Origin of the sequence: Pelagerythrobacter aerophilus (genome assembly GCF_003581645.1) — a bacterium.
GTDB classification, from domain to species: Bacteria; Pseudomonadota; Alphaproteobacteria; order Sphingomonadales; family Sphingomonadaceae; genus Pelagerythrobacter; species Pelagerythrobacter aerophilus.
The window spans coordinates 441,722-455,468 of sequence record NZ_QXFK01000019.1 but is presented as its reverse complement, the minus strand read 5'-3'; the positions used below and the strand labels follow the sequence as shown (position 1 = coordinate 455,468).

Sequence of the window (13,747 nt, the reverse complement as noted above, 5' to 3'; positions counted from 1 at the left end):
GCGAGGGGCTTTCAAACCGGTTGAGTTTCGATTAGCAACCAGTTGCGATTCGCTACCTACCGACTCGCAAACTAAGTTGCAAGAGAAAACTTAGTTTCAATTTTGTGACGGCGCGCCTTCGCGGTACACAGGGCGCCGGGAGAACGATGCGATGGGCGAAGTTAGAGAACCGCTACGCGAACTGACCTCCTGCGGTCTGCCCGAGGCGCTGGAAGTGATGGGCGAACGCTGGAGCTTCATGATCCTGCGTGCGAGCTTCAACGGCCTGCATCATTTCGAGGAGTTCCTGAGCGAACTCGGCATCGCCCGCAACATTCTCTCCAACCGCCTCGCCAAGTTGGTCGAGCACGGCATCCTCGATCGGCAGCCCTGCCCCGACGATCGCCGGAGGATCGAATACCGCCTGACCGAGAAGGGCTACGATCTCCTCCCCGCCATGGTCGCGCTGCGCCAGTGGGGGCAGAAATACGGCTCCGAAGTGGTCGAGGATCCGATCCTGGTCGACGCCTTCGACCGCCTGCCGATCGGCCCGACCTCGATCCTCTCCCACGACGGCCGCATCCTCGGCCCGCAAGACCTCCGCCTCGTCAAACCCGACCGCGTCGGCCAGCGCGAGGACGGCTCCCGCGCCAAACCGGGCGAGCCGCTGGGACGGGGCGATCTGGCCTATAGCGACCGGGTGCAGGCGGCAGAATAGCGCCGGTAAAACCGTTCGCGAACAATCGATCTACCGAACCGCTTCCCGTATCCTCGGCAGCATGTCTGGGGTGAGTTCGGCGGGACGCGCCGGCAGAGGGGTAGCCGCACGTTCGCCGTTCTGCTCGATGTCCTCGATCAGCAGCTTCATTTCGGCAATCTCCCTCACCTGACTCTCGATGATTTCGTCGGCGAGCTTCCGCACCCTCGGGTCGCTTATCGCCGCCTTGCGTGCATTGTTGATTGCGATGGAATGGTGGGGGATCATCGCCTTCATAAAGCGGGTGTCATCGACAAGAGTCTGGCCGCGATTGAGCGCCAACAACGTGGCCGCAACAAGCAGACCGATCGTAAGGACCGCGATTTTCGTTCCCTGCGGCGTGTACATTTTCCACATGAAGGCGAGCATCACCGCAGCCATCACCCCGCCCATGATCAACGCTGAGAGGAGCCGGTTCACACTGAACATGGCATGGTCCGCGCGGTAAACGAGGTGGTACATGAGGAAGAACATGATCACGGTCGAAGTCGCGATCATCGCCCCGAAACGGCCCCAGCCCATTTTGCCTTCCTTGTGCATTTCCACGTCGCCGCCTCCATCTGATGTATGGTGAGCCGTCAACGAACGCGTCCGAAGGTTGTTTCGAAGCTGAGTGTCCGCCCCACCTTCGCTGGTGCGGTCGGCTAAGCCCGTGGCGGCTGGCGCCGGTAAGACAAGGCCTCGGCGATATGGATACGGCCGATCTGCTCGGCGCCCGACAGGTCCGCGATGGTTCGCGCGACGCGCAGCATTCGGGTGTAGCCGCGCGCCGATAGCCGCATGGCTTCGGCGGCCTGCATCAGCAGTTTGCGTCCGGCCTCATCGGGTGTGGCGAAGCGTTCGAGGGGGTCGCCGTCGAGCTCGGCATTGGTGCGGGCGCCGGTCTCTTTTGCCCGTGCAGTCTGGATGGCGCGGGCGCGGGCGACGCGGGCCGCGACTTCGGCCGAGCCTTCGGACGGCGGCGGGAGCGCGAGGTCGGCGGCGCTGACCACCGTCCTCACCAGTGCGACCACGCGCAATCCCCCTGTTCCCCGCGGGCGTTGTGGCCGGAATGGGCCCGGCTGTCGAGACGGGGGCGAGGGAATGGTCGGAGATGGAGCGAACAGGGTAAATCGCGCGGCAAGCATGTCGCTTCCGATTTGCGCAAGACCGCCCGCCGCATACCGGCAGGATGCGAACGGTGTTCCTCGCCCTTGCAAGCCTCCTCGCCGCCTTGGCCGCGCCGGCGCACGCGCGCGAGCCGGCCGCCATGGTCGTGCTCGAGCAAACGGCCGAGACCGGTTCGACCCGGTTCGTTCCGGCGCGGGTCGCGGCCGAACGGCAGGCCATCGCCAGCTACGGTCCGTTCCGCGTCCTCGACAGCGGCCGCGCCGCATTGGTCGGGGTGACCGATTCGGCGGCGCCGGCGCAGTTCGCCGCCATGCTGCGCGACCATCCCGCGCTCGCCACGCTCGAAATGATCGAATGCCCGGGAACCGAGGACGACCGCGCCAACCTGAAGCTCGGCCGTCTGATTCGCGCCGCCGGCCTGGCGACGCAAGTTCCGCGCGGCGGCTCGGTCCGTTCCGGCGCAGTCGAGCTGTTTCTCGCGGGTACCGCGCGGCATATTGACGAGGGCGCCGAGTTCGCGGTCCATTCCTGGATCGACGAGGACGGGCGCGAGGCGGCGGATTTCGCGCCGGACGCCGCCATCCATCAGCCCTATCTTGCCTATTACCGCGAAATGGGCATGGATGAGGCGGAGGCGCGGGCATTCTACGCGATGACCAATGCGGCTCCTTTCGCAGCGGCCAGATGGCTCGATGCGGCGGAGATGCGCCGGTGGGTCGGAACGCGTGTGTCGCGGCCGCAACCGCGCATCGCCTATCTTGACTTGCCGGCCACGCTGCCCTAACCGCGCGGCGATGCAGGCGGTCGCCTCCCTCGGCTAAAGCGGCGGGGCGGCCCTTTTTATTTCGACCTAGAGGTTATCATGAAGCGCACTTTTCAGCCCAGCAATCTGGTCCGCGCCCGCCGTCACGGCTTCTTCGCGCGCAAGGCGACTCCGGGCGGCCGCAAGGTGCTGCGCGCCCGCCGCAAGCGCGGCCGCAAGACGCTCTGCGCGTAACTTGTTTTCCGCACGCCCATCCGGGCGTGCGATCTCCTCGCGCCTTACGGCGCTGCGAGCGGCCGGTCGGCCTTGCGGGCTCCCTTCGGGAGCCCGTTTCGTGCGTGCTTACCATCGTTCGCGTTTGATCCTATCTCTCCGGCCATGACCATCGGGACGATCCGCAAGCGGGCCGACTTCCTTGCGGCGAATCGGGGGCTGCGCGTGGCGCGGCCGGGATTCGTGCTGCTTGCCCATCCCAACGGCGGGCGAGGCAAGCGCTTCGGAGTCACCGTCACCAAGAAGATCGGCAACGCGGTGGTACGCAACCGGATGAAGCGCCGGTTCCGCGAACTGCTGCGCGCCGCGCTGCCCGAAGGCGGGCTGCCTGATCACGATCACGTGCTGATCGGCCGCGAAGGCGGAGTCGAGCGCGATTTCGCGCGGCTGCAGGCGGAGCTCGCCGAAGCGCTGCACCGCGCCGCCGAGGGCAAGGGCGATGCGCCCCGCCGCCGCCGGAGTCGCGCAAGGTGAAGCGGATCCTGATCCTCGTCGCCCGCGCCTGGCAGCTCGGCCCTTCGCGGGTGCTGCCGCCGACCTGCCGCTACGCCCCGAGCTGTTCCGAATACGCAATCGAGGCCCTCGGCAAATACGGGGCAATCAAGGGTGGATGGATGGCGCTCAAGCGTATAATGCGCTGCCACCCATGGGGCGGGCACGGCTATGATCCGGTGCCGTAGTGCCTATATAATACACCGACCACGTCAGAATACGGGATCGAAGCCTTGCAAAACCAGCGCAACCTCCTGCTCGCCGTCCTGCTGAGCGGCCTGCTGATTCTCGGCTGGGACGCCGCAATGGGCTGGCTCTACCCCCAGACCGAGAGCACCGCGGTCGAGGGCAAGGTCGATACTCCGGCCGAGGTGGCCAAAGTGCGCCACACCCGCGAGGGCGGGCTGACCGACCCCGCCGAGATCGCGCAGGAGAGGGCGGATCTCGCGACCTCGCTCGCAGCGCCGAGCCGGGTTGCGATCGACGCCCCCGAGATCGGCGGATCGATCAATCCGGTGGGCGCGCGGATCGACGACGTCACGCTCAAGAGCCAGCGCGAATCGGTGAAGGACGATAGCGGGCCCGTGCGCCTGTTCTCGCCGCAGGGCACGCCGGCACAGCACTTCGCGCAGTTCGGCTGGATCGGCGAGGGCATCGAAGTGCCCGATGCGCAGACCGCGTGGCAAGTCGAAGGCGGGCCGCTGACGCAGGAGAGCCCGGTCACCATGCGCTGGGACAACGGCGAGGGCCAGCTCTTCACCGTCCGGCTGACGGTCGACGACAATTACCTGATCACTGCCGAGCAGACTGTCGCCAACACCGGCGACGGTGCGGTGATCGTGCGTCCCTTCGCGCTGCTCAACCGCACCAGCCGCACCGCCAGCCAGAGCACCTGGACGCTCCATTCCGGGCCCATCGGCTATTTCGGCGACGGCGTGCAGTTCGGCCCCGATTACGACGATCTCGACGAAGACGGTCCGCTGACGCCGGAGGGTCGCGCCGGCTGGGTCGGGTTCACCGACATCTACTGGCTTTCCGCGCTCGCGCCGGAGGCGGGAAGCAATCCCGAGGCCGAATTCCGCCCGCTCGGCGGCGAGCACTATCGCGCCTCGCTGGCCTACCAGCCGGTCAGCGTGGCTCCGGGGCGCCAGGTCACGCGGACCACGCGGCTGTTCGTCGGCGCGAAGGACAATGAGGTGCTCAACGCCTACGAGCAGGCGGGCATCCCGGGGTTCGGCAACGCGATCGACTGGGGTTACTTCGGGATAATCGAGAGGCCGATCCTGTGGCTGCTCAAGCACCTCTACGGTCTGGCCGGCAATTTCGGCGTGGCGATCATTCTGCTCACCGTGATCGTGCGTCTGCTGATGTTCCCGATCGCGCAGAAGCAGTTCGCCAGCATGGCGGCGATGAAGGCCGTCCAGCCGAAGATGAAGGCGATCCAGGAGCGCCACAAGGACGACAAGCAGAAGCAGCAGCAGGAGATCATGAAGCTGTACAAGGACGAAGGCGTCAATCCGCTCGCCGGGTGCCTTCCCCTGCTGCTCCAGATTCCGATCTTCTTCGGGCTCTACAAGGTCCTGATGCTGTCGATCGAGATGCGTCACAAGCCGTTCGCGCTGTGGATCGAGGATCTTTCCGCGCCCGACCCGGCGCACATCCTCAACCTCTTCGGGATGCTTCCGTTCGACGTGCCGGGCCTGATCGCGATCGGCCCGCTGGCGGTGTTGCTGGGCATCACGATGTGGCTCACCTTCCGCCTCAACCCGACGGCGATGGACCCGATGCAACGGCAGATCTTCAGCATCATGCCGTGGGTGCTGATGTTCGTCATGGCGCCGTTCGCGGCCGGCCTGCTGCTCTACTGGATCACCAACAACTTGCTGACGCTGGCGCAGCAGAGCTACCTCTATTCGAGGAATCCGCAGCTCAAGGCACAGGCGGAGAAGGACAAGGCCGACCGCGAGAAGGCGGCTGAAAGCGAACAGAAGGGCAAGGCGTGAGCGAGCCTTCCGACTCGTCCGAGCTGGAGGAGCGCGCGGCCAGGCTCTTCTCCGGCCGGGTCGAGTTCCTGCTGTCCGCGCCGCAGCTCAAGTTCCTGCCCGAGCCGACGGTGCCGGAGATCGCCTTCTGCGGCCGCAGCAACGTGGGCAAGAGCTCGTTGCTCAACGCGCTCACCGGCCGCCGGGCGATCGCGCGCACCTCGGTCACGCCGGGCCGGACGCAGGAGCTGAACTTCTTCGAGGTCGGCGATCCCACGCTGTTCCGGCTGGTCGACATGCCCGGCTACGGTTTCGCCAAAGCGCCGGTGAAGGTCGTCGAGCGCTGGCGGCAGCTCGTGCGGACATACCTCAAGGGCCGCGACGTGCTCCACCGCACGCTGGTGCTGGTCGATTCGCGGCACGGCCTCAAGGACGTCGACCGCGAGATGATGAAGATGCTCGACGAGACCGCCGTGGGCTATCGCCTCGTCCTGACCAAGGCCGACAAGGTCAAGGCGAGCGAGCTTGCCGCGGTGCGCGATGCGACCGCCGACGAGGCACGCAAGCACCCCGCCGCGCACCCCACGCTCCACGTCACCAGTTCCGAGAAGGGCATGGGTATCGCCGAACTGCGCGCGGCGGTGCTGGAGGACGCGCGGGTATAGCCTCGACAGGTCCGGGGGGACGCCTTAGGGCCGGCACGGCACAAGCAGTAGGCATGCTATGAAGCTGATTATCGGCAACAAGAACTATTCGAGCTGGAGCCTGCGCGCCTGGCTCGCGCTCAAGCAGTCGGGCCTCTCGTTCGAGGAGCTGATCGTCAACATCGGCGGCGAGGAATGGGCTTCGGTGCGGCGCGAATCGGGCGAGATCATGCCCTCCGGCAAAGTGCCCGTGCTGTGGGACGGCGAGACCGTCATCTGGGACAGCTTCGCGATCCTCGAATACCTCGCGGACAAAGTCGGGCGCGAGCGCTTCTGGCCGAAGGACGACACCGCGCGCGGGATGGCGCTGTCGATGGTCGCCGAAATGCACAGCTCCTACCAGGCGCTGCGCAGCCAGTGCCCGATGAACGTCCGCAAGCGGTTCGAGGGCGTGCGGATTACCGACGAGGCGAAGGCGGACATCGTGCGCGTGCTCCAGCTCTGGGCCGAGGCGCGGGCACGCTTCGGCAAGGGCGGGCCGTTCCTGTTCGGCACTTTCGGCGCGGCGGACGTGTTCTACGCGCCGGTCGTCAGCCGTTTCGTCACTTACGGGGTCGCCGTACCCGGTTTCGCGCAGGCCTACATGGAAGCGGTGTGGGAACACGAATGGATGCAGGCCTGGATCGAAGGCGCGGAAGAAGAACGATGGGTCATCGAGCAGTACGAAACCGCGCCGCGCACCTGATCGGCGCTCTGGCGCTGCTGCTCGCGGCGCTGCTTCCCGGCTCCGCCCAGGCCTGGGGCTATTTCGGCCACCGGACGACTGCGCAGATCGCGCTCGCCAACGTCAGGCCGGAAACCCGCGCCGCGATCGCACGGCTGATCGCGCACGAGAAGGAACTCGGCACGCCCGAGTGCCGCATGAGCGATCTGGCCGACGCCGCGACCTGGCCGGATTGCCTCCGCGGCGCCTACTGGCGCTGGTCCTATACCTTCGCCTGGCACTATCGCACCGCGCCGGTGTGCGAGGCTTACGACGCGAAGAAGCACTGTTCCGGCGGCAACTGCGTGACCGCGCAGATCGAGCGCAATTTCCGCATACTGTCCGACGAGAGCCTGCCCGCGAACGTGCGGCTGGAGGCGCTCGCGTTCATGGTGCACTTCGCCGGCGACGTGCACATGCCGCTCCATTCGGGCGACAAGGACGACCGCGGCGGGAATGACCGGGTGACCGATTACGGCATCGTGCCCGACCTCAACCTCCATTCGATCTGGGACACCGCGCTCGCCGAACGCGCCATCACCGCGGCCGAGCCGCCGCTGGTGCGACGCTATTCGGCAGAGGAGAAGGCAGCGCTCGCCGGCGGCGGCCCCGCCGAATGGGGCCGCGAGAGCTGGCAGATCGCGCGGGATTTCGTCTACCCCAACGCCTTCGACCGCGATCCCTGCGAGGGTGATCTGCCTGATGAAACGGCGCTGACGCAGGAGGACATCGTCGCTGCCGTCCCGGTGGTCGAGCGCCGGGTGACGCAAGCGGGGCTGCGGATCGCGGACCTGCTGGACGCGGCTTTCGCGCCTGGCGCGGTGAGCGCGTTGCCCTAGCCTCCCAGAAACGGGGCCACGATTTCCCGCCGCACGCGCGCCAATCGGCCGCTCTCCCGGTCGAGCATCGCCCAGGTCGTCGCGGCGGCGACGATGACCTTGCCCTCCGCATCGCGAAACTCGACCCGGCGGATCGAAGTCGCACCGCGCGGTTCGTCTTCGATCCAGGTCTCCGCCGTCGCGCTCTCGCCCTCGGAGATATTGCCGCGGTAGTCGATCTCGTGCCGCGTCACGACCCAGACGTAGTCGCGCACATGGTCCGGCGCGGCGGCCGCTTCCCAGTGCGCGCCGGCGAGATCCTGCACCCACTGCACCCAGACCGCGTTGTTGACGTGGCCCATGACATCGATGTGCTCGGGCCGGGCGGTGAAAGTGCGATGGAATCGGGAGTTCACGTTCTCTGTCCTGCCGCTTCGCTGCTCGAGGGCGTGGTCGCCATGCCCATCTGCCACAGGATGAACGCAAACTCCTCGGCGGTTTCCTCGAGGCTCTCGAACCGCCCGGACTTGCCGCCGTGGCCCGCGCCCATGTTGGTCTTGAGCAACAGCTCGTTGTCGTCGGTCTTGAGCTCGCGCAGCCGGGCGACCCATTTGGCCGGCTCCCAGTAAGTCACGCGCGGATCGTTGAGCCCGGCGGTCACGAGCATCGGCGGATAGGCCTGCGCGCGCACGTTCTCGTAGGGGCTGTAGCTGCGGATCAGCTCGAACGCCGCCTTGTCTTCGACCGGGTTGCCCCATTCGGGCCACTCGCCGGGCGTCAGCGGCAGGCTTGCGTCGAGCATGGTGTTGAGCACGTCGACGAACGGCACGTGGGCAACCACCGCGCCCCAGAGCTCGGGATCGGAATTGATCACCGCGCCCATCAGTTCGCCGCCGGCCGAACCGCCCGAGATGCTGATCTGGCCGGCCGCGGTAAAGCCGCGCGCGATCAGCCCCTTCGCCGCGTCGACGAAGTCGGTGAACGTGTTGACCCGCCGTTCGAGCTTGCCGGCCTTGTACCAGGCGCGGCCCAGATCGTCGCCGCCGCGGATATGCGCGATGGCATAAGCGAAGCCCCGGTCGACCAGGCTGAACCGCGTGGTCGAAAAGCCCGGCGGAATGGCGATCCCGTAGGCGCCGTAGCCGTAGAGGTGCAGCGGCCCCGCGCCTTCCGTCAAGTTATTGGCGCGGTCGGCGCGGTAGACGATCGAGACCGGGATCGGCGTACCGTCGCGCGCCGGGATCTCGATCCGCTCGGTGCGGTAGAGCGACGCGTCGTAGCCGGACGGGATCTCCTGCACTTTCAGCGTCTCGAGCCGCCGCTCCGCCACATGGTAGTCGTAAACGGTCGAGGGGCTGACCATGCTCTCGTAGGACAGCCGCAGCGCGTGGGTCGCGAACTCGGGATTGTTGCCGAGCCCGGCGGTGTAGCTCTCCTCCGGGAAAGCGATCGGCTCCACCCGCTCGGGGTCGCCGTAGTATCGCACCTCGATCGTATCGAGGCCCGCCTGCCGCCCTTCGACGACGTAGAAGTCGCGGAACAGCGCGAAGCCGGTGAGGTAGAATTCGTCCGAACCCTCGATCAGCGTCGTCCAGTCGGAGGGTTCGGCGAGCGGCGCGGTCGCGAGGCGGAAGTTCTCGTGCGTGTCGTTGGCGTGGATGAACAGCGTCTCGCCGTTCGTGTCGACGTCGTATTCCACGCCCTTGCGGCGCGCGCGGACCAGCAGCGGCTCGGCGAGCGGATCGGCGGCCGGGATCAGTCGGACCTCGCTCGTCTCGTGGTCGCTGGTGCCGACGATCAGCCACTTGTCGTCCGCCGAGAGCGTCGAGCCGACGCGGAAGCCCTCGTCGTCCTCGTGGTAGAGCTCGACGTCCTCCTCGAGCGGCTTGCCAAGCCAGTGGAGCCGCGCATTGTCGGTCCGCCACTGCTCGTTGGCGAGCGAGTAGACGATGCCCCTGTCCCCCGCGACCCAGACCAGCGCGGAGAGCGTGCCGGGAATCTCGTCGGGCAGCATCTCGCCTGTCGTCAGGTCCTTGATGCGCACGGTGAAGCGTTCGGAGCCGTTGTCGTCGATCGAATAGGCCAGCTTGCTGCCGTCCTGGCTGACCGACAGCGCGCCGACGCGGAAGTAGTCCTTGCCCTCGGCCAGCGCGGGTTCGTCGAGGATGAGCTGGTCGGCGCTGCCGTCGTCGGGCGCGCCGACCGGGCGGCGCCACCATTTCTTGTATTCGGCGCCTTCCTCGAACTCGATCCAGTAGAGCCAGTCGCCGTCCTTCTGCGGGACCGACTTGTCCGCTTCCTTGATCCGCGCGCGCATCTCCTTGAACAGCGTGTCGACCAGCGGGCGGTAGGGCTTCATCCGCGCTTCGAACCAGGCGTTCTCCGCGGCGAGGTGCGCCAGAACCTCGGTATCGTCGACCACCGGGTAGCTCGCGTCGCGCAGCCAGGCGTAGTCGTCGGAAATCTCCAGCCCGTGGTACGTTGCTTTCACGGGCCGCTTCGCCGCGATCGGCGGCTTGATGGTGGCATGATCCATCCCGCGCCTCTATGTGGGCCACGAAAGGACCGCAACCATGCTGATGCAAACCCACGAAGCCCGTCTCTCCGCCCTGCGCGAGGAACTGAAGCGACGAGGGCTGGACGGTTTCGTCGTTCCGATCTCCGACGAGCACATGAGCGAGTACATCGGCGGCTATGCCCAGCGCCTCGCCTGGCTGACCGGTTTCGGCGGCTCGGCCGGCAGCGCGGTGGTGCTGAAGGATCGCGCGGCCATGTTCGTAGACGGCCGCTACACGATCCAGGTGCGCGAGCAGGTCGACGGCAAGCTCTACGACTACTGCCTGGTGCCCCAGGTCTCGATGGGCAAATGGATCGCCGACAACGCGCCCGAAGGCGCGAAGATCGGGTTCGACCCCTGGCTCCACACCAAGGGCTGGGCCGACCAGGTCGGCAAGGCGCTGACCAAGAAGGGCAGCGAGCTGGTCGCGGTCGAGAGCAATCCCGTCGACGCCGTATGGGCCGACCGGCCCGAGCCTTCGACGGCTGCCGCACTGGTCCATGCGGACGAGCACGCCGGCCGTTCGAGCGCGGAGAAGCGCGCCGAAGTCGCCGACTGGCTCAAGGACGAAGGCTACGACGCCGCGGTCGTCTCGGCGCTCGATTCGATCGCCTGGCTGCTCAACATTCGCGGGGCAGACGTCGAGCGGACGCCGGTCGCGCTGTCCTACCTCATCGCGCATGACGACGGCACGGCAGAGCTGTTCATCGCACCCGAGAAAGTCACGCCCGAGCTGGAAAAACACCTCGGCAACGCGGTGACGATCCGCGCGCGCAGCGAATTCGAGAGCGCGCTGTCGGGCATGAAGGGCAAGACCGTCTCGGTCGATCCCGACTACGGCGTGGCGGCGATCTTCCGCTTGCTCGAGGATGCCGGCGCGAAGCCGGTCGCCGAGCGCGATCCCGTGATCCTGCCCAAGGCGATCAAGAACTCGGTCGAGCAGGAAGGCCATCGCCGGGCGCAGGAGCGCGACGGCGCGGCTGTCGCGCGGTATCTCCACTGGCTTTCGGTCGCGGCGCCCAAGGGCGGCGAGACCGAGCTTTCGGCCGCGGCCAAGCTGCAGGAATTCCGCCTCGCCACCGGTGCCCTCAAGGACAACAGCTTCGACACGATCTCCGCCGCCGGGCCGCACGCCGCGATCCCGCACTACCGGGTCGACGAGGAATCGAACCTGCCGATCGAGCCGGGCAGCGTCTTCCTGTGCGACTCGGGCGGGCAGTACCTCGACGGCACGACCGATATCACCCGCACGGTCTGGATCGCCGCGTCCGACGGTTCCGCAGAGCCGACGGCCGAGCAGAAGGACCGCTTCACACGCGTGCTCAAGGGCCATATCGCGATCGACCGCGCGACTTTCCCGCAGGGCACCAACGGGAGCCAGCTCGACGCCTTTGCGCGCCAGTTCCTGTGGCAGGCGGGGGTCGACTACGGCCACGGCACGGGTCACGGCGTCGGCAGCTATCTAGGCGTGCACGAGGGGCCGCAGCGCATCGCCAAGGCGAGCGGTGGACAGGCCGGCACGGGGCAGGAGCTCCACGCCGGGATGATCCTCTCGAATGAGCCGGGCTACTACAAGGGCGGCGAATACGGCATCCGGATTGAGAACCTGATCCTGACCGTGAAGCGCGAGATTCCAGGCGGCGAGGGTGAGTGGCTCGGTTTCGAAACGCTCACCTTCGTGCCGATCGACCGCACGCTGGTCGAGCGCTCGCTGCTGACCGAGGAGGAGATCGCCTGGTGGAACGATTACCACGCGAAGACTCGCGAAATCCTCGCGCCGCAGCTCGATGGCGAGGCGCTCGCCTGGCTCGAGGAGGCCTGCCGGCCGCTCTGAAAGGTCTTTCCTACACGATCATGTTCCTGTAATGTTCCATCCGATCGCGAGTCGCTGATGGGAGAGATGCGATGATCGGGTACGTAACGCTGGGAACGAATGACCTGCAGAGCAGTGCCGGGTTCTACGATGCCATCGCGAAGGAGATGGGCGTCGGGCGGATGATGGATTTCGACACGTTCATCGCCTGGGGCGCATGGGATGGTGGCGCGGGCATTGCGCTGACCAAGCCTTACGACGGGAAGGCCGCGAGCGTGGGCAACGGCACGATGGTCGCGCTTCAGGCGAAGGATTCCGAGCAGGTGAGGCGGCTGCACGAGATCGCGCTCGCCAACGGCGGGAGCGACGAGGGTGCACCGGGGCCGCGGGGCGAGCCGGACGCGCAGGGCAATACGTTCTACGCCGCCTATTTCCGCGACCGCGAGGGCAACAAGCTCAACGCCTTCTGCATGGTGCGGGACCAATGAGCGGGACGTCGATCGAGCGGTTCCCGATCCACCTCGGGCTCGGCGCCGCGGCGGTGCGCGAACCCGAGTTCACCGGCATGGAATGGTACGGCGACTATGTCGCGCGCCATGCCGCCGACGGGAAGGAAGGGCGGCTGGTGAGCTTCCACCGCTTCACCGAGCCGTGGGATAGCTGGGAGATGCATCCGGCGGGCGACGAAGTCGTGCTGTGCCTCGAAGGCACGCTGACGCTGCACCAGGAACATGCCGACGGCTCGGCTGCGACGGTGACTCTCGGGGTCGGCGAATACGCGATCAATCCGCCGGGGACCTGGCACACGGCAGATGTCGAAGGCGAAGCGGCGGCGCTGTTCATCACCGCGGGTGAAGGGACCGAGCACCGCCCTCGCTAGCCGCATCGCGGTCTCGATCCTTGCGCGTTCTTGAACGCTGCGAGGGTATTGCGACAATCCGCGACACTTTGGCCCATCGGTGGGATAATCGTGCGACAATCGCGGGCTAGAAAGGCACTCTGAGCTGCGGGAGCCGCCTTCAACCTCCCCCCTTCCGGGCGGCCTCGCAGTTCAACCTTTCCCCCGAACGGAGGTTCGACGATGAACAAGATCGCCCTTTCCCTTTCCGCAGCCGCGCTCGTGCTGGGCGGCGCCGCCGCGGCTCTCGCGCAGCATGGCGGCAGTCGCCACGGCCCCGACGCGGACCGCGACGGCAATGTGACCCGCGCCGAGATGACCGCGCATGCGGGCACCATGTTCGCCCGGCTCGACGCCAATGGCGACGGCAGGCTCGACGCCGCCGATCGCGAAGCCCGCAAGGCCCAGCGCTTCGCCCGCCTCGATACCGACGGCGATGGCGAGGTGACGCAGGCCGAGATGGACGCGCATCGCGCCGAGCGCCGCGCAAAAATGGCCGAGCGGCGTGCAGAGCGCGCCGAAAAGCGCGAAGAGCGCCGCACCGAGCGCTTCGCCCGGCTCGATACCGACGGCAGTGGCGGCGTATCCCAGGCCGAGATGCAGGCGGCACGCGAGGCCCGCAGCGAAGCGCGCGGCGAACGCAGGATGTCTCATGGCCGCCGCGGCGGCCGCATGATGGGCATGGCAATGCTGCGCGGGGCCGACGCCGATGGCGACAAGGCGATCACGCGCGCCGAATTCGACGCGGCGCTCGAACGGCGTTTCGCCCGCTCGGATGCCGATGGCGACGGCACGATCACCGCAGCCGAACGCCAGGCCGCCCGTGAAGCCATGCGCGAGCGGATGAAGGAACGCCGCGCCGCGCGTCAGAGCGGCTGAACGCAGCTCGCTTGATCGC

General features: G+C 67.1%; 16 protein-coding genes and 1 pseudogene. 13 read left to right on the top strand and 4 right to left on the bottom strand.

The window, feature by feature from the left end; all coding sequences use genetic code 11:
- Positions 1-151 precede the first annotated feature (151 nt).
- Positions 152-697, top strand: coding sequence for a winged helix-turn-helix transcriptional regulator (locus D2V04_RS15980; protein ID WP_119514696.1), 546 nt, complete (start codon positions 152-154; stop codon positions 695-697).
- A 30-nt stretch (positions 698-727) separates the two neighbouring features.
- On the opposite strand, the gene D2V04_RS15975 is transcribed toward D2V04_RS15980, so the two are convergent.
- Together D2V04_RS15975 and D2V04_RS15970 are read right to left on the bottom strand one after the other, a co-directional pair.
- Positions 728-1,276, bottom strand: coding sequence for a DUF305 domain-containing protein (locus D2V04_RS15975; RefSeq protein ID WP_119514695.1), 549 nt, complete (start codon positions 1,274-1,276; stop codon positions 728-730).
- A gap of 104 nt (positions 1,277-1,380) precedes the next feature.
- Positions 1,381-1,725: pseudogene (locus D2V04_RS15970) on the bottom strand (magnesium chelatase subunit ChlI family protein); the annotation flags it as partial.
- Positions 1,726-1,907: 182 nt separating this feature from the next.
- On the opposite strand from D2V04_RS15970, the gene D2V04_RS15965 reads away from it, so the two are divergent.
- The 8 genes from D2V04_RS15965 to D2V04_RS15930 all read left to right on the top strand — a co-directional run bounded on the left by D2V04_RS15965 (position 1,908) and on the right by D2V04_RS15930 (position 7,602).
- Positions 1,908-2,630 carry an alpha/beta hydrolase gene (locus D2V04_RS15965; protein ID WP_182849794.1) on the top strand — a complete coding sequence of 241 codons (723 nt, stop codon included), beginning with the start codon at positions 1,908-1,910 and terminating at the stop codon, positions 2,628-2,630.
- Between the two features lie 78 nt (positions 2,631-2,708).
- The gene (gene rpmH, locus D2V04_RS15960; protein ID WP_119514694.1) at positions 2,709-2,843 is read left to right on the top strand and encodes a 50S ribosomal protein L34; all 135 of its coding nucleotides are present in this window, start codon (positions 2,709-2,711) and stop codon (positions 2,841-2,843) included.
- A gap of 144 nt (positions 2,844-2,987) precedes the next feature.
- Positions 2,988-3,356: a ribonuclease P protein component gene (gene rnpA / locus D2V04_RS15955; RefSeq protein WP_119514693.1), complete on the top strand. Its 369-nt coding sequence runs from the start codon at positions 2,988-2,990 to the stop codon at positions 3,354-3,356.
- Positions 3,353-3,562 (top strand): membrane protein insertion efficiency factor YidD, encoded by a 210-nt coding sequence (gene yidD / locus D2V04_RS15950; RefSeq protein ID WP_119514692.1) that lies wholly within the window; start codon positions 3,353-3,355, stop codon positions 3,560-3,562. Before rnpA ends, yidD begins: the two co-directional genes overlap by 4 nt.
- Positions 3,563-3,607: 45 nt before the next feature.
- The gene (yidC, locus tag D2V04_RS15945; protein WP_119514691.1) at positions 3,608-5,377 is read left to right on the top strand and encodes a membrane protein insertase YidC; all 1,770 of its coding nucleotides are present in this window, start codon (positions 3,608-3,610) and stop codon (positions 5,375-5,377) included.
- Positions 5,374-6,021: a ribosome biogenesis GTP-binding protein YihA/YsxC gene (yihA, locus tag D2V04_RS15940; RefSeq protein ID WP_119514690.1), complete on the top strand. Its 648-nt coding sequence runs from the start codon at positions 5,374-5,376 to the stop codon at positions 6,019-6,021. Before yidC ends, yihA begins: the two co-directional genes overlap by 4 nt.
- A 58-nt stretch (positions 6,022-6,079) precedes the next feature.
- Positions 6,080-6,745, top strand: a complete 666-nt coding sequence (locus D2V04_RS15935) for a glutathione S-transferase family protein (RefSeq protein ID WP_119514689.1) — start codon at positions 6,080-6,082, stop codon at positions 6,743-6,745.
- Positions 6,706-7,602: a S1/P1 nuclease gene (locus D2V04_RS15930; protein WP_119514688.1), complete on the top strand. Its 897-nt coding sequence runs from the start codon at positions 6,706-6,708 to the stop codon at positions 7,600-7,602. Before D2V04_RS15935 ends, D2V04_RS15930 begins: the two co-directional genes overlap by 40 nt.
- On the opposite strand, the gene D2V04_RS15925 is transcribed toward D2V04_RS15930, so the two are convergent.
- Together D2V04_RS15925 and D2V04_RS15920 are read right to left on the bottom strand one after the other, a co-directional pair.
- The gene (locus D2V04_RS15925; protein WP_182849793.1) at positions 7,599-7,997 is read right to left on the bottom strand and encodes an acyl-CoA thioesterase; all 399 of its coding nucleotides are present in this window, start codon (positions 7,995-7,997) and stop codon (positions 7,599-7,601) included. The genes D2V04_RS15930 and D2V04_RS15925 overlap by 4 nt on opposite strands.
- Positions 7,994-10,117 carry a S9 family peptidase gene (locus tag D2V04_RS15920; RefSeq protein ID WP_119514686.1) on the bottom strand — a complete coding sequence of 708 codons (2,124 nt, stop codon included), beginning with the start codon at positions 10,115-10,117 and terminating at the stop codon, positions 7,994-7,996. Before D2V04_RS15920 ends, D2V04_RS15925 begins: the two co-directional genes overlap by 4 nt.
- A 37-nt stretch (positions 10,118-10,154) precedes the next feature.
- Between D2V04_RS15920 and D2V04_RS15915 the strand changes: the two genes are divergently transcribed.
- The 4 genes from D2V04_RS15915 to D2V04_RS15900 all read left to right on the top strand — a co-directional run bounded on the left by D2V04_RS15915 (position 10,155) and on the right by D2V04_RS15900 (position 13,728).
- Entirely contained in the window at positions 10,155-11,972 is a 1,818-nt protein-coding gene (locus D2V04_RS15915; RefSeq protein WP_119514918.1) for an aminopeptidase P family protein, read from the top strand.
- Between the two features lie 71 nt (positions 11,973-12,043).
- The gene (locus D2V04_RS15910; RefSeq protein ID WP_119514685.1) at positions 12,044-12,439 is read left to right on the top strand and encodes a VOC family protein; all 396 of its coding nucleotides are present in this window, start codon (positions 12,044-12,046) and stop codon (positions 12,437-12,439) included.
- The gene (locus D2V04_RS15905) at positions 12,436-12,831 is read left to right on the top strand and encodes a cupin domain-containing protein (protein ID WP_119514684.1); all 396 of its coding nucleotides are present in this window, start codon (positions 12,436-12,438) and stop codon (positions 12,829-12,831) included. The genes D2V04_RS15910 and D2V04_RS15905 overlap by 4 nt, the downstream gene beginning before the upstream one ends.
- Positions 12,832-13,032: 201 nt before the next feature.
- Entirely contained in the window at positions 13,033-13,728 is a 696-nt protein-coding gene (locus tag D2V04_RS15900; RefSeq protein ID WP_119514683.1) for an EF-hand domain-containing protein, read from the top strand.
- Positions 13,729-13,747 lie beyond the last annotated feature (19 nt).

Excerpts from the sequence above, each read along its gene's own strand:
- D2V04_RS15980 (WP_119514696.1), top strand. The coding sequence starts at position 152 with ATGGGCGAAGTTAGAGAACCGCTACGCGAACTGACCTCCTGCGGTCTG.
- D2V04_RS15975 (WP_119514695.1), bottom strand. The coding sequence starts at position 1,276 with ATGCACAAGGAAGGCAAAATGGGCTGGGGCCGTTTCGGGGCGATGATC.
- D2V04_RS15965 (WP_182849794.1), top strand. The coding sequence starts at position 1,908 with ATGCGAACGGTGTTCCTCGCCCTTGCAAGCCTCCTCGCCGCCTTGGCC.
- rpmH (WP_119514694.1), top strand. The coding sequence starts at position 2,709 with ATGAAGCGCACTTTTCAGCCCAGCAATCTGGTCCGCGCCCGCCGTCAC.
- rnpA (WP_119514693.1), top strand. The coding sequence starts at position 2,988 with ATGACCATCGGGACGATCCGCAAGCGGGCCGACTTCCTTGCGGCGAAT.
- D2V04_RS15935 (WP_119514689.1), top strand. The coding sequence starts at position 6,080 with ATGAAGCTGATTATCGGCAACAAGAACTATTCGAGCTGGAGCCTGCGC.
- D2V04_RS15930 (WP_119514688.1), top strand. The coding sequence starts at position 6,706 with ATGGGTCATCGAGCAGTACGAAACCGCGCCGCGCACCTGATCGGCGCT.
- D2V04_RS15920 (WP_119514686.1), bottom strand. The coding sequence starts at position 10,117 with ATGGATCATGCCACCATCAAGCCGCCGATCGCGGCGAAGCGGCCCGTG.
- D2V04_RS15915 (WP_119514918.1), top strand. The coding sequence starts at position 10,155 with ATGCTGATGCAAACCCACGAAGCCCGTCTCTCCGCCCTGCGCGAGGAA.
- D2V04_RS15910 (WP_119514685.1), top strand. The coding sequence starts at position 12,044 with ATGATCGGGTACGTAACGCTGGGAACGAATGACCTGCAGAGCAGTGCC.
- D2V04_RS15905 (WP_119514684.1), top strand. The coding sequence starts at position 12,436 with ATGAGCGGGACGTCGATCGAGCGGTTCCCGATCCACCTCGGGCTCGGC.
- D2V04_RS15900 (WP_119514683.1), top strand. The coding sequence starts at position 13,033 with ATGAACAAGATCGCCCTTTCCCTTTCCGCAGCCGCGCTCGTGCTGGGC.